Genomic DNA, 12832 nt, shown 5'->3' with positions numbered 1-12832 from the left:
CGCGGGCAGGTCGATATTGTGGGCAGTGGTCATCGCGTTGATTCCTTTGCTCGAGTGACTTTGGTCGGTCTCTCGAAGAATCACGCGATGACCCTCAATCAGTCGGCTACGACACGCCGGTACCGCTAATCAGGTCCGACTCGTACACCACTCTGCTGGACGCAACCCCAGCAGGCACATCGCCGGCGGCTGCTCCTGGAGGCTTGGCTAGCGAGCGGTGTGTGTGGCCGCACGTCTTACCAGGGCCACTACGTCCGTGATTACCTCTACGAGCAGCAGAGCGGGTGCTGTGCGATCTGCGGCAACAGTGACAGTTGGAACGGCCGGAGTTTGGGGTTGATCGTCGACCACATCGACGGCGACCCAAGCAATGACCGCCGCGAGAATCTCCGGCTCATCTGCCCGAATTGCGACAGTCAGCTACCGACGTATAAGGCGAGGAATCGCGGCAGCGGTCGCTATTACCGGCGCCGGCGGTACGCAGACGGTCTGTCCTACTAAAGGAACGGCTTAAGGCACGTCCCGTACGAACCTCACTCTTCGGCTTCGATAATCCGCTGCGACGTCACCGGCCGCGATGTCGGGCGGGGACGCATGCGCCGCCCGGGCAGCGGGATGCGGTCGGCGATGTTGCTCAGGGGGTTGACCACCTGGCTGAGCACAATGACGGCCTCGCGCAGCGCCTCGATCGTCGGCTCGAGTGCCTCCAGCCCGGGGGCGAGCCGGTTGAGGGTGTCGGCGACGGCGGCCAGCTGCTCCAGCGGGCCGTTGCGCGCGGTGAGCGTGTCGACCACTCCGCCCTCGGCGAACAGCCTGTCGGCGACGCCGTCCTCGGCCAGCAGCCGGTCGATGAGGCCATCCTCGGCCAGCAGCTGGTCCACCAGCCCACCCGGTTCGAGGGTGCGCATCAGCCCGCCCTCCTCCTGAGTCAGCCGGTCGAGCGCGCCGCCCGGCGCGGTCAGCCGGTCCACCACCCCACCGGGACGCAACAGCCGGTCGATCGGGCCGTCAGGGGCGAGCGCGCGGCCGAGCGGCTGGTCCTCGTCCATCAACCGGGCCAGCCGGTTGGCGCGCTCGACGGCGTCTTGCACGCCGAGCATGGACGCGAATGACGTCGGCTCCCGCCGGACCCCGTCCTTGGACTCGCCGAGCGTGCGGTTGGCGATGTCCAACGCGCCGCTGGCCATGCCCAGGCCGGCTTCAGCGACGGCCAGCCCTGCGCGCACCGGTGTAAACGCGAGATCCGTCAGGGATTTGCCGAGGTTCATCCGCCCAGTCTATGGACCGCGCAAGCACAAACTCACAGGAAGTGCACAGCCAGCGGGCAGTACATTTCAAGCGAATCGGTGGACAGTTGAGGGCTATGGCCATGCCGGTACCGGAGAACGTCCCAGAGGCTCGCGTTCTGGTGGTCGACGACGAAGCGAACATCGTCGAACTGCTCTCGGTGAGTCTGAAATTCCAAGGGTTCGAGGTGCACACCGCGTCTAACGGCCCCGCAGCCCTGGACAAAGCGCGGGAAGTGCATCCGGACGCGATCATCCTCGACGTGATGATGCCGGGGATGGACGGTTTCGGGCTGCTGCGACGGCTGCGCGCCGACGGCATCGACGCCCCGGCGCTGTTCCTGACGGCGCGCGACTCGCTTCAGGACAAGATCGCAGGTCTGACCCTGGGCGGCGACGACTACGTGACCAAACCGTTCAGCCTCGAAGAGGTGGTGGCCCGGCTGCGGGTGATCCTGCGCCGGTCCGGCCGCGGCCACGACGAGCCCCGCACGTCCCGGCTCACGTTCGCCGACATCGAACTCGACGAGGACACCCACGAGGTATGGAAGGCCGGCGAACCGGTGTCGCTGTCGCCGACCGAGTTCACCTTGCTGCGCTACTTCATCATCAACGCCGGCACGGTGTTGTCGAAGCCCAAGATTCTCGACCACGTGTGGCGCTATGACTTCGGCGGCGACGTCAACGTCGTGGAGTCCTATGTGTCCTATCTGCGTCGCAAGATCGACACCGGCGACAAGCGCCTGCTGCACACGCTCAGGGGTGTGGGCTATGTCCTCCGGGAACCGCGATGAGCGCTTGCGCGAAGAGCCGTGGGTTGAGATGAGCGCTTGCGCGAAGAGCCGTGGGTTGAGATGAGTGCTTGCGCGAAGAGCCGTGGGTTGAGATGAGCGCTTGCGCGAAGAGCCGTGGATGGCGTTAGGCGCTCGACCCTGAACAATGGTGGTGTGCCGCGTCGGTTCAGGAGAGGCATTCCGCTTCGTGTAGGCCTTGTCGCCGCCACACTGCTGCTGGTGGCGTGCGGTCTGCTGGCCTCAGGGATCGCGGTGACCACGATCATGCAGCACAGCTTGATGAACCGCGTCGACGACACCCTGCTCGACGCGTCCCGCGGGTGGGCGCAGGTGCCGCGTCGGCTTCCCACCGTCACCGTCGAGGATCCCAACCCGGCACGGCCGCCGTCGGACTTCTTCGTCCGCGGCATCGATCCCGACGGACACATCTGGATGGCCGTCAATGACCGCGATCACGAACCGGCGCTGCCCGCCGACAACGATGTGGGACCGGTGCCGGTTACCGTAGGTTCCGTCGACCACTCCGATGTGCAATGGCGCGCGATGACGGTGCGTGGTCTGCGCGGCGAGCTCACCACGGTGGCCATCGACCTGTCCGACGTGAAGTCCACCATGCGGTCGCTGGTCTACACCCAGCTCGGCATCGGAACAGCGGTGCTGCTGGTGCTCGGCATCGCCGGCTACGCCGTCGTACACCGCAGCCTGCGCCCGCTGTCCGAAGTGGAGCAGACCGCTGCGGCGATCGCCTCCGGCCAGCTGGACCGCCGTGTCCCCGAACGCGATCCGCGCACCGAGGTGGGCCGATTGTCGTCGGCGCTCAACGGGATGCTCGCTCAAATCCAGCGCGCGATGGCGTCCTCGGAATCCTCGGCCGAGCAGGCGCGTAGCTCCGAGGAGCGGATGCGGCGTTTCATCACCGACGCCAGCCATGAACTGCGCACCCCGCTGACGACCATCCGTGGCTTCGCCGAGCTGTACCGGCAGGGCGCCGCTCGCGACGTCGAGATGCTGATGAGCCGCATCGAGAGCGAGTCACGCCGCATGGGCCTGCTCGTGGAGGACCTGCTGCTGCTGGCGCGCCTCGACGCGCAGCGCCCGCTCGACCAGCACCGGGTCGACCTGCTGGCGTTGGCCACCGACGCGGTGCACGACGCGCAGTCGATCGCACCGAGGCGCAGCATCCGGATGGAGGTGTTCGACGGCCCCGGCACGCCCGAGGTGCTCGGCGACGAGCCGCGGCTCCGTCAGGTGCTGTCCAACCTGGTTGCCAATGCGCTGCAGCACACCCCTGAGTCGGCGGCGGTCACGGTGCGGGTGGGAACCGAGGGCGACGTCGCCGTCCTGGAGGTCTGCGACGAGGGTCCCGGTATGCGCCCGGAGGACGCTCAGCGCGTCTTCGAACGCTTCTACCGCGCCGACTCGTCGCGGACGCGTGCCAGCGGCGGCACCGGTCTGGGGCTGTCGATCGTCGACTCGCTGGTCTATGCGCACGGCGGCCGGGTCAGCGTGACCACCGCCCCGGGCCAGGGCTCGCGGTTCCGGGTGACGTTGCCGCGGTTCGCTGACGCCGGCCCTGACGCCGAGTCGGCGGTGCCGGCCAGTTCAGCGCAGGTCGGCTAGCGCGGCCTTGATCTTGGCCTGAGCCTCGTCCAGCGACTCCGGCGACGGGTTCTGATCGACGTTGGCGAAGCCGAAGTCCGACAGGTTGCGGGCCGGGAATACGTGCACGTGCAGGTGCGGCACCTCCAGTCCCGCGATGATGACCCCCGAGCGTTCCGTGTCGAACGCCTTGCAGACCGCCTTGCCGATCAGCTGCGACACCTCCATCACGCGGGCGAACTTCGCCGGCTCGACATCCTGCCAGTTGTCGATCTCCTCGCGTGGCACCACCAGCGTGTGGCCCTGCGTCATCGGCTGGATCGTCAGGAACGCCACGATGTCGTCGTCCTCGTAGACGAATCGTCCGGGCAGTTCGCGGTTGATGATCTTGGTGAAGACGGTCGCCATGCGTCGAGCATTCCAGTCGGCGGATTCGGCACGCAACAGTGCCGGAAGAAGCGCCCCTGCGCACCCGATCCGCTCTAGCCTGGCCAGATGTTCGGATTGATGCAGGACCGGCCTTTGATGATCTCCTCGCTGATCGAGCACGCGGCGGCATTTCACGGTGACACCGAGGTGGTGTCGCGGCTACCGGAGGGGCCGGTGCGGCGCACCACGTGGCGTGGCGTCAACGAGCGCTCGAAACAGGTCGCCAACGCGCTCGGCGAGCTCGGCATCGAAGCGGGTGACCGCGTGGCGACGCTGGCGTGGAACAGTGACCGTCACCTCGCGCTGTATTTCGGTGTCTCGGGATCCGGTGCGGTGATGCATACCGTCAACCCGCGGCTGTTCGCCGAGCAGATCGTCTACATCGTCAACCACGCCGAGGACCGGGTGTTGTTCTTCGACATCACGTTCGCGCCGCTGGTCGACAAGTTGGCCGCCGAGCTGACCACTGTCCAGACATACGTGGTGATGACCGACCGCGACCACATGCCCGAGCTTGCGCATATCCCCGCCGGGCGGGTGCTCTGCTGGGACGAGCTGGTCGGCAAGCAGTCCACCCACTACGACTGGCCGGAGTTCGACGAACGCACCGCCTCGTCGCTGTGCTACACCTCCGGCACCACCGGAAACCCGAAAGGTGTTCTGTACTCCCATCGTTCGACGGTGCTGCACGCGATGCTGTCGTTGTCGCGCGGCACCTTCGACATCAACAGCGGGACCACCTTGTTGCTCGTCGTCCCGATGTTCCACGCCAACGCGTGGGGCACCCCGTACTCGGCGGCGATGGTCGGCGCCAAGCTGGTGTTGCCCGGGCCGCACCTGGACGGCGAGAGCGTGTACCGACTGATGCGCGACGAAGCAGTCACCATCATGCAGGGCGTGCCGACGGTGTGGCTGATGTTCTTCTCCTACCTCGACGAGCATCCCGAGATCGACCCGCGCGAACTGAAACTCGAGTGGGCCGGGATCGGCGGATCGGCGCTGTCGCAGTCGATGCTGGAACGCATCGAGGACGACCTCGGGGCCGAAGGCGGTCAGGGGTGGGGGATGACCGAAACCAGTCCGATCTGCGTGGTCGGCCGGCTGCTGCCCAAGCACGCCGCGCTGAGCGCCCAGGAGCAGCACAAGGTCAAGCTCAAGCAGGGCCGGGGTGTGTTCGGGGTGGAACTCAAGATCGTCGACGAGTCGGGTAATCGCCTGCCCTGGGACGGAAAGGCTTTCGGTGAAGTGTTCGTCCGCGGCCCGTGGATCGCCAGCGGCTACTTCAAGGGTGAGGGCGGTGAGAAGCTCGACGCCGAGGGGTTCTTCCCGACCGGTGACGTCGCGACGATCGACCCCGACGGTTATCTGCAACTGGTGGACCGCACCAAGGACGTCATCAAATCCGGCGGCGAGTGGGTCAGCTCGATCGACCTGGAGAACGCCGCGATGGGCCATCCCGCGATCGCCGAGGCGGCCGTCATCGGTGTGCCGCACCCCAAGTGGCAGGAGCGGCCGCTACTCATCGCGGTACTGCGCAAGGGCCACAACGCCACTCGTGATGACGTTCTGAAGTTTCTGTCCGGTGAGGTCGCGAAGTGGTGGCTGCCCGACGACGTGGTGTTCGTCGACGAGTTGCCGCACACCGCGACCGGCAAGGTGCTCAAGGTCAAACTGCGTGAGCAGTACCGCGATCGTCAGCCGTCACAGCCCGAATGAGTACCCGCCGTTGACGCAGATGGTCTGACCGGTGATCCAGGAACCGTGGTCGCTCGCCAGCAGCAGCGCCAACTCGGTGACGTCCTCCGGAACGCCCGGACGTCGGATGGCGTAGTTGCGCAGGATCTCCTTGGCCTGAGGCGAATCAGGCTCGGCCCACAGCGGTTCGGTCATCGGGGTCCGCATCGTCCCGAGCGAGATGCTGTTGGCGGTGATGTTGAACCGACCGTTCTCCAGCGCCAGCGACCGGGTGAGCCCGGCGGCCCCGGCCTTCGCGGCGCCGTAGACGGCGCCACCGGGGTCGCCGGTGCGCCCGGCGTCGGAGACGACCGTGAGGATCCGGCCCCACGTGTTCGCGATCATCGACGGCAGGACCGCCCGGGCACAGTGCAGGACGCCGTAGAGGTTGACGCGCAGAAAGGACTCCCAGTCGGCCGGCTGTGTCTCGGCGAACCTGGCCCGACCGCCGAACCCTTCGGCGCCGGCGTTGCCCGCGTTGTTGATCAGCACGTCCACCGGTCCGGCCTCGGCAATTGCGGCGGTCACCGACGCGTAGTCGCAGACGTCGAACGGGACCGGCGTACCAGAGCCGCCCGCGGCGCGGAGCTCACCGGCCACCTGTTCGCTGCGCTCCCGTTGGAGGTCGTTGACGAGCACCTCGGCCCCGGCGCGGCCGAATGCGAGGGCAAGACCGCGTCCGACGCCTTGGCCCGCGCCGGTGATGAGCACCCGTCGAGATGTCATCGGGCAGCGGTGAATTCGATCTGCAGCTCGGTCAGCCCCCTCAGCAGGAAGGTGGGATCGTAGGCGAAGTGATGCGCCCCGGCGGGCCCGTGGGCCGATTCGTCGAGGTGGATCTCACTGGTGCGGTCCAGCCACCGGCGGACGGTGATCTGTCCCTCGACCCGGGCCAGCGGGGCGCCCGCGCAGGTGTGGATGCCACGACCGAACGCGATGTGCTCGCGAACGTTCTTGCGGTCCGGGCGGAACTTGTGCGGATCCTCGAATTTGCGCGGGTCGCGGTTCGCCGCGCCGAGGCACAGCATGACGATCGTGCCCGCCTTCAAATGCACGCCGCCGAGCGTGGTGGTCTTGCGGACAAGCCGGAAATCGACCTTGGTCGGAGAGTGCATCCGCAGCGACTCTTCGATGAACGTCGGTATGCGGTCCGGGTGCCGGCGCAGAATTTGTTGGTACTCCGGCTGTTCGGCCAGTGTCTTGACGGCCGCGCTGAGCAGTTTGGTCACGGTCTCCTGCCCCGCGGCGAACAGGAACGTGGCCGGCTTGACGACCTCGATGAGCTCCGGTATCGAACCGTCCGGGTACACCGCCGTCGCCATGCCCGACAACACGTCCCCGCGTGGCTCGCGGCGACGCTCGGCGAGGTACCCCGCGAACTTGTCGTCAAGATACTGCAGCGGATCCGATCCCACCGGCTCCCCGTCCAGGGCGCCCACCCTTGCCCCGTCCGGCTGCTCGGCACCCAGCGCGGCCAGGAACTCCGGCCGGTCCTCCTCCGGGACACCGAGCAGGTCGATGATCGCCGACGTGGCAAAGGGTTTGGCGTACTCGGACAGGAACTCACAGCGTCCCTGGGCGGAATCCGGGTCCATCACGCGGTCGATCTGGCTGTCGACCAGACGCCACATGTAGTCCTCGTTCTCCTTGAGGCGCCGCGGCGTGAGCAACTTGTTGAGCAACGATCGGGCCCGCTCGTGGGCGGGCGGGTCCATCACCACCATGTGCTCGTGGATCGGGAACAGGTGGCGGTGTGCCTCGATCTGCTCGGTGATGTCGTCACCCTCGGGGGTGAACGGCAGCGGCGGGAACGGTCCGCCGATCGCGTTGACCGCGGAGAACGAGCCGTGGTCCTTGAACGCCGCCAGCACTTCCTGGTAACCGGTGACGGCGACGACGCCGTAGTGCGGTTCGCGGTAGACCGGATTCTGCTCGCGCAGATGATCCCAGTAGGCGTAGGGGTCCTGGCTGAGCGCGTAGTCGGAAAAGAAGTCCGCCGATGCGAGGTCGGTCATTTGGGCAGCCGTCCTTTCGCTTGCCTGATCGATCGATCAGACTGCTAGAATGCGCCATGCTTACCACGGTGCTCGACACACGGTCAAGCGGCGCGTGTGCGAGAGCCCGCTGATGCCGGCTGCAGCCAAGGCCCGCGGCGGGGACGTCAGCGCACGGGCGCGCTTGATCGAGGCGACGGCAAAGATCATGCGCGACGAGGGATATGCCGCAGCGACCTCGCGCCGGGTGGCCGCCGAGGCCGGCGTCAAACAGGCGCTGGTCTACTACTACTTCCCGACCATGGACGACCTGTATGTCGAGGTACTGCGAGCGGGCGCGGAGAGCTCGCTGGAACACATGCGCGCCGCCTTGGCCAACAATGATCCGCTGCGCGCACTGTGGCTGATCAACAGCGACGCCAGCAGGACCGCGCTGAACACCGAGTTCATGGCGCTGGCCAACCACCGCAAGGCGATTCGGGTCGAATTGCGTGCCTACGCCGAGCGGGTGCGTGACATCGAGACTGCCGCCGTCACGGTCGCGCTGCGCGCCAACGGTGTTGACCTGCAGCAACATCCACCGGTGGTGGTCTCGATGCTGATCGCCCAGATCGCCCGGAGCCTGTGTAACGAGAGTGCGGTCGGGGTCACGCTCGGCCACGACGAGATGCGCGCCTACGTCGACCGCCAGCTCAAGTCACTGGCCCCCGCGCCGGGTGGTTGACAGGTCCCGCGATCGGTGTCACGCTCCTGATCGATCGACAAACATCGACTATCGGGCTGGAATTGAGGTGGCACATGGGTGGTCGGGTGGAGGGCAAGGTCGCGTTCATCACGGGCGCGGCGCGCGGTCAGGGCCGTAGTCATGCGGTGCGGCTGGCCGAAGAGGGCGCCGACATCATCGCGATCGACGTCTGTGCAGCGATCAGCAGCAACACCGAGATCCCGCCGGCGACACCCGATGACCTGGCCCAGACCGTCGATCTGGTCAAGGGGACCGGTCGCCGGGTCGTCTCCGCCGAGGTGGACGTGCGTGACTACGCCGCGGTGAAGGCGGCGGTGGACTCCGGGGTGGAGCAGCTGGGCCGGCTCGACATCGTGGTGGCCAACGCGGGCATCGGCAACGGTGGGCAGACGCTGGACCACACCAGCGAAGATGACTGGAACGACATGATCGACGTCAATCTGTCGGGCGTCTGGAAGTCGGTGAAGGCCGCTGTGCCGCATCTTCTTTCTGGCGGCCGCGGCGGATCGATCATCCTCACCAGCTCGGTTGGCGGCCTCAAGCCGTACGCGCACACAGGTCACTACATCGCCGCCAAGCACGGCGTGATCGGGTTGATGCGCACCTTCGCCGTCGAGCTGGGCCAGCACTCGATCCGGGTCAACGCCGTCTGCCCGACCAATGTGAACACCCCGCTGTTCATGAACGAGGGCACGATGAAGCTCTTCCGGCCGGACCTGGAGAATCCGGGGCCAGACGATATGGCGGTCGCCGCCCAGTTCATGCACGTACTGCCGGTTGGCTGGGTCGAGCCGGTGGACATCAGCAATGCCGTGTTGTTCCTGGCCTCTGACGAGGCGCGGTACATCACGGGCCTCCCGGTCACCGTGGACGCGGGCAGCATGCTCAAGTAGTCGGGCGTGCAACTCGGTCGGTGAACGAGGAGATCAGACCGCAGGTGCCGTGATCAGTTGACCCGGGCTGCGATCTCCTCGACCGTCCACGGTGGCTCGTTCTCGTGGCCGCGGTAGGCCACGATCGCGGGGGGCTGCCGATCGAAGCGGCCGACGAATCCGCCTGCGGCCACGAAGATCTGTCCGGTGATGTCCTTGGCGAGGTCGCTGACCAGGTAGCAGTAGGTCGGTGCGGCATACTCCGGCGGCGCGGCGTCGAGGGCGCCCTGGTAGCTGACATCATCGAGCAGGCCGCGGCGGTTGAGTTCGGCGATATGCGCTTGGTAGTCCGACCCGGTGGACAGCCGGGTCTTTGCGCCCGGACATACGACGTTGGCGCGCACCCCGTACTCCTTCAGTTCGGCCGCGATCGACAGCGTCAGGCTGTTGACCGCCCCCTTGCCTGCGGGGTATCCGGTGCCGCCGTAGTCGCCCAAGAACGCGAACGAACTCGTGTTCACGATCGCGCCGGAGCCCTGCTGCACCATCCGCGGGGCGGCCGCGCGGCAGGTCTGGAAGACGGTGCCCAGATGGGCATCCATCAGGCTCTGGAACTGCTCGGTGGTCACGTTGAGGATCGACGAGCCGGCGGGTTCGGCGGTGCCGGCGCAGTTGACCAGGATGTCGATCGACCCGAACTCGCGGACGCAGGTGCCGATCAGCGCGTCGGCGACCGCCGGATCGGCGGGTGAGCCCGGGTGGGCGACCGCACCCGGAACACGTTCGGCCGCTTCGTGCGCTGCGACGTCGTCGCGGCCGTTGACCACCACCCCGGCGTCGAGAGCGGCCAATAGTTCGGCGACGGCCAGGCCGATCCCGCGTGTGCCGCCGACCACGACGGCTCCGCGGCCGGACAACAGTCCGCTAATCCGCGCTTTCCTTCTGCGAGAAGCTCATCGCGTCCATGTTCCAGTAACCGCGCAGGTTGGTGATGAGGCCGGCGTCGTCGACGCGGTAGGTGAACACACCGCGTACGGTGGCCACGAACCCGTTCGGGAAGGTCGTCTCCAACACGAGGATGTAGGCGATCTCGGTCGGACTGCTGGACGGGAACGTCTCCTCACAGGTGACGCGCAGCTGGTTCGGGCCGATGTTGGCGTCGTAGAACGCGGCAACGGCGTCCTTGCCGCGCACCCCGGTGCCGTCGGGGTTGGTGACAGCCTCCCCGATGGGGTCCTCGATGACGATGTCGTCGGACATCAGGGCCAGCCAGCCTTCGCGGTCGCCGGATTGCACGCAGCGCCACGAGTTCCGCGACGCTGCGACCACCGGTGTCAGTTCGGCCGTCTCTGTCATGTGACTCCTTCAGCAAGACCCTCGCGGGAGCTCTGGGGTTACCGGTCGGCGTCGGTGTAGCGGATGACGCCGCGGATGTTGCGGCCCTCGAGCATGTCCTTGTAGCCGTCGTTGATCTGCTCGAGCTTGTACTGCCGGGTGACCATGTCGTCGAGGTTGAGCCGGCCCGCCTTGTACATCGACAGCAGCTGGGGGATGTCGTGGTGCGGGTTGCCGCCACCGAAGATGGTGCCCTGCAGGTTCTTCTGCAGCAGCGTCAGCATCGACAGGTTCAGCGTCACATCGGAGCTGGCCATGTTGGCCACCGCGGTGACCACGCAGGTGCCGCCCTTGGACGTGATGTTGAGGTAGTTGTCGATTTCTTCGCCGTGGAGCTCACCGGTGGTGATGATGGTCTTGGACGCCATCCGGCCCGCGGTGATCTCGGCGACGCCCATCATCGCGCTGGCGATGTCGGGGTAGGCGTGGGTGGCGCCGAACTTGAGCGCCTGGTCGCGCTTCCACTCCACCGGGTCGATCGCGAAGATGTTGCGCGCGCCGGCGTTCAGGGCGCCCTGCAGTGCGCCCATGCCGACGCCGCCGATGCCGGCGATGACGACGTCGTCGCCGGGCCGGACGTTGGCGCTGCGGACCGCGGAGCCGTAGCCGGTGGTGACACCGCAGCCGACGAGGCAGGCGACCTCGAACGGGATGGACGGGTCGATCTTCACGACCGAGCTCTTGTGCACGACCATGTACGGGCTGAAGGTGCCCAGCAGGGTCATCGGGATGACCGGCGTGCCGTCCTTGGCTGCGTGGATGCGGTGGGTGTTGTCGGAGACCGCGGTGCCCTGGAGCAGCATCGCTCCGAGGTCGCAGAGGTTGCGCAGACCGGACTGACACGACGGGCACGCGCCACACGACGGGATGAAGGACAGCACGACGTGGTCACCGGGCTCGAGGCCTTCGACGCCGGGGCCCACCTCGGTCACGATGCCGGCGCCTTCGTGGCCGCCCAGCACCGGGAAACCTGCCATCGGGATGTCGCCGGTGACCAGGTGGTGGTCGGAATGGCACATACCCGAGGCTTCCATCTGGATCTTGACCTCGTCCTTGACGGGGTCGCCGATCTCGATCTCCTCGATCGACCACGGCTGGTTGAATTCCCAGATCAGAGCGCCTTTGGTCTTCATTTCTCCTGCTTTCGACTAGAGCCCCTAGTTCCAGACTAGAGGCTCTAGTTAGCCACATCACAGGCCCCCCAAGCAACCGCTTGGTGGTGTCCTCACCAGATGGGAACCGGGGCCTCGCCGATCGGGTAGTAACCCGGCAGTTTCTCGCCGGCCAGCGAGCGCTCGATGCGCTTCTGCATGGTGGGCGTCAGGTCTCCCGACTCGATCAGCTTCATGAACGCCTTCTGCACGTGGCCGAAGTCGAAGAAGTCGCGCTGCCATTCGATGAGCAGCTGGTCGTTGAGACGGAACCAGCTGCCGCCGATGCCGTAGATCTCATCGCGGGTGCCGTCGCTCTTGTTGGCGATCTGCTTCCAGAAGCCGACGATCTCGTTCTGCTTCTCGTCGATGAGCACCTTCTGGTACTCGTAGACCCAGTTCTCCAGGCCCTCCATCTCCAGGCCCAGCGCGACGTCGCGGATTTCGCCCTTGTTCACGCACATGACGTCTTCCTTGGGCCCGATGTTCCAGCCGTAGGTGGCGTCGTCGGTGTAGAAGTCCGCCAACGGCTTCCAGTCACCGGCCGCCTCGGCCTCCTGATTGGCCTTGAGCCAGCGCTCTACCCAGTCCTCAAGTTGCTCCCGTGACGCCACATTCACTCCTTCTCTGTGATGGAAAGTGCCCTGGTGGGACACATGTCGACAGCAAGTTCGACGGCCTCGCGAAGTTCGTCGGGGGGCTCATGGTCGAGGATCTCGACCACTCCGCGCTTGGGCACCCTGAACACATCGGGTGCCTCCAGCTCGCACATGGCGTGGCCCTGGCACAGGTCCTCGTCGAGTTCTACTCGGTAGCAACCCATCTCGACAGAC

15 protein-coding genes are annotated in these 12832 nt (G+C 66.5%); 6 read left to right on the top strand and 9 right to left on the bottom strand.

Translation table 11 applies throughout. From position 1 onward, the window contains the following. Positions 1–189 precede the first annotated feature (189 nt). Positions 190–501: an HNH endonuclease gene (locus ACXMYJ_RS23785; protein WP_460359024.1), complete on the top strand. Its 312-nt coding sequence runs from the start codon at positions 190–192 to the stop codon at positions 499–501. Between the two features lie 32 nt (positions 502–533). On the opposite strand, the gene ACXMYJ_RS23780 is transcribed toward ACXMYJ_RS23785, so the two are convergent. Beyond that, positions 534–1268, bottom strand: coding sequence for a hypothetical protein (locus tag ACXMYJ_RS23780; protein ID WP_443187468.1), 735 nt, complete (start codon positions 1266–1268; stop codon positions 534–536). Positions 1269–1363: 95 nt separating this feature from the next. Between ACXMYJ_RS23780 and ACXMYJ_RS23775 the strand changes: the two genes are divergently transcribed. After that, positions 1364–2080 carry a response regulator transcription factor gene (locus tag ACXMYJ_RS23775; protein ID WP_260755421.1) on the top strand — a complete coding sequence of 239 codons (717 nt, stop codon included), beginning with the start codon at positions 1364–1366 and terminating at the stop codon, positions 2078–2080. 153 nt (positions 2081–2233) lie between these two features. Further along, positions 2234–3700 (top strand): sensor histidine kinase, encoded by a 1467-nt coding sequence (locus ACXMYJ_RS23770; protein ID WP_460359021.1) that lies wholly within the window; start codon positions 2234–2236, stop codon positions 3698–3700. On the opposite strand, the gene ACXMYJ_RS23765 is transcribed toward ACXMYJ_RS23770, so the two are convergent. Continuing rightward, a complete protein-coding gene (locus ACXMYJ_RS23765; protein WP_260755419.1) occupies positions 3683–4087 on the bottom strand; it encodes an HIT family protein in 405 nt (134 codons plus the stop codon). The genes ACXMYJ_RS23770 and ACXMYJ_RS23765 overlap by 18 nt on opposite strands. Positions 4088–4174: 87 nt before the next feature. Here ACXMYJ_RS23765 and ACXMYJ_RS23760 point away from each other — a divergent pair, with 87 nt between their 5' ends. Next, positions 4175–5824 carry a long-chain-fatty-acid--CoA ligase gene (locus ACXMYJ_RS23760; RefSeq protein ID WP_460359020.1) on the top strand — a complete coding sequence of 550 codons (1650 nt, stop codon included), beginning with the start codon at positions 4175–4177 and terminating at the stop codon, positions 5822–5824. Here ACXMYJ_RS23760 and ACXMYJ_RS23755 read toward each other — a convergent pair. Then, a complete protein-coding gene (locus tag ACXMYJ_RS23755) occupies positions 5810–6568 on the bottom strand; it encodes an SDR family NAD(P)-dependent oxidoreductase (protein ID WP_460359019.1) in 759 nt (252 codons plus the stop codon). The two genes, ACXMYJ_RS23760 and ACXMYJ_RS23755, sit on opposite strands and share 15 nt — an antisense overlap. Continuing rightward, entirely contained in the window at positions 6565–7857 is a 1293-nt protein-coding gene (locus tag ACXMYJ_RS23750; protein ID WP_443187463.1) for a cytochrome P450, read from the bottom strand. Before ACXMYJ_RS23750 ends, ACXMYJ_RS23755 begins: the two co-directional genes overlap by 4 nt. A gap of 112 nt (positions 7858–7969) precedes the next feature. Here ACXMYJ_RS23750 and ACXMYJ_RS23745 point away from each other — a divergent pair, with 112 nt between their 5' ends. Beyond that, positions 7970–8560: a TetR/AcrR family transcriptional regulator gene (locus tag ACXMYJ_RS23745; protein ID WP_260755415.1), complete on the top strand. Its 591-nt coding sequence runs from the start codon at positions 7970–7972 to the stop codon at positions 8558–8560. 74 nt (positions 8561–8634) lie between these two features. Continuing rightward, the gene (locus ACXMYJ_RS23740) at positions 8635–9474 is read left to right on the top strand and encodes a mycofactocin-coupled SDR family oxidoreductase (protein ID WP_260755414.1); all 840 of its coding nucleotides are present in this window, start codon (positions 8635–8637) and stop codon (positions 9472–9474) included. A gap of 53 nt (positions 9475–9527) precedes the next feature. On the opposite strand, the gene ACXMYJ_RS23735 is transcribed toward ACXMYJ_RS23740, so the two are convergent. The 5 genes from ACXMYJ_RS23735 to ACXMYJ_RS23715 form a co-directional block, all read right to left on the bottom strand. Then, positions 9528–10349: an SDR family NAD(P)-dependent oxidoreductase gene (locus ACXMYJ_RS23735; protein ID WP_460359018.1), complete on the bottom strand. Its 822-nt coding sequence runs from the start codon at positions 10347–10349 to the stop codon at positions 9528–9530. Between the two features lie 28 nt (positions 10350–10377). Continuing rightward, on the bottom strand, positions 10378–10809 hold the full coding sequence (locus tag ACXMYJ_RS23730; RefSeq protein WP_260755412.1) for a nuclear transport factor 2 family protein: 432 nt from the start codon (positions 10807–10809) through the stop codon (positions 10378–10380). Positions 10810–10847: 38 nt separating this feature from the next. Continuing rightward, positions 10848–11981: an NDMA-dependent alcohol dehydrogenase gene (locus ACXMYJ_RS23725; protein WP_460359017.1), complete on the bottom strand. Its 1134-nt coding sequence runs from the start codon at positions 11979–11981 to the stop codon at positions 10848–10850. A 92-nt stretch (positions 11982–12073) separates the two neighbouring features. Continuing rightward, positions 12074–12613, bottom strand: a complete 540-nt coding sequence (locus tag ACXMYJ_RS23720; protein ID WP_460359016.1) for a nuclear transport factor 2-like protein — start codon at positions 12611–12613, stop codon at positions 12074–12076. A gap of 2 nt (positions 12614–12615) precedes the next feature. Next, positions 12616–12822, bottom strand: coding sequence for a ferredoxin (locus ACXMYJ_RS23715; RefSeq protein WP_260755409.1), 207 nt, complete (start codon positions 12820–12822; stop codon positions 12616–12618). Between the last annotated feature and the right edge of the window lie 10 nt (positions 12823–12832).

Source organism: Mycobacterium sp. ZZG (assembly GCF_054786995.1).
Note: the sequence above shows the minus strand (reverse complement) of the source record. Positions and strands in the feature narration are given on the sequence as shown.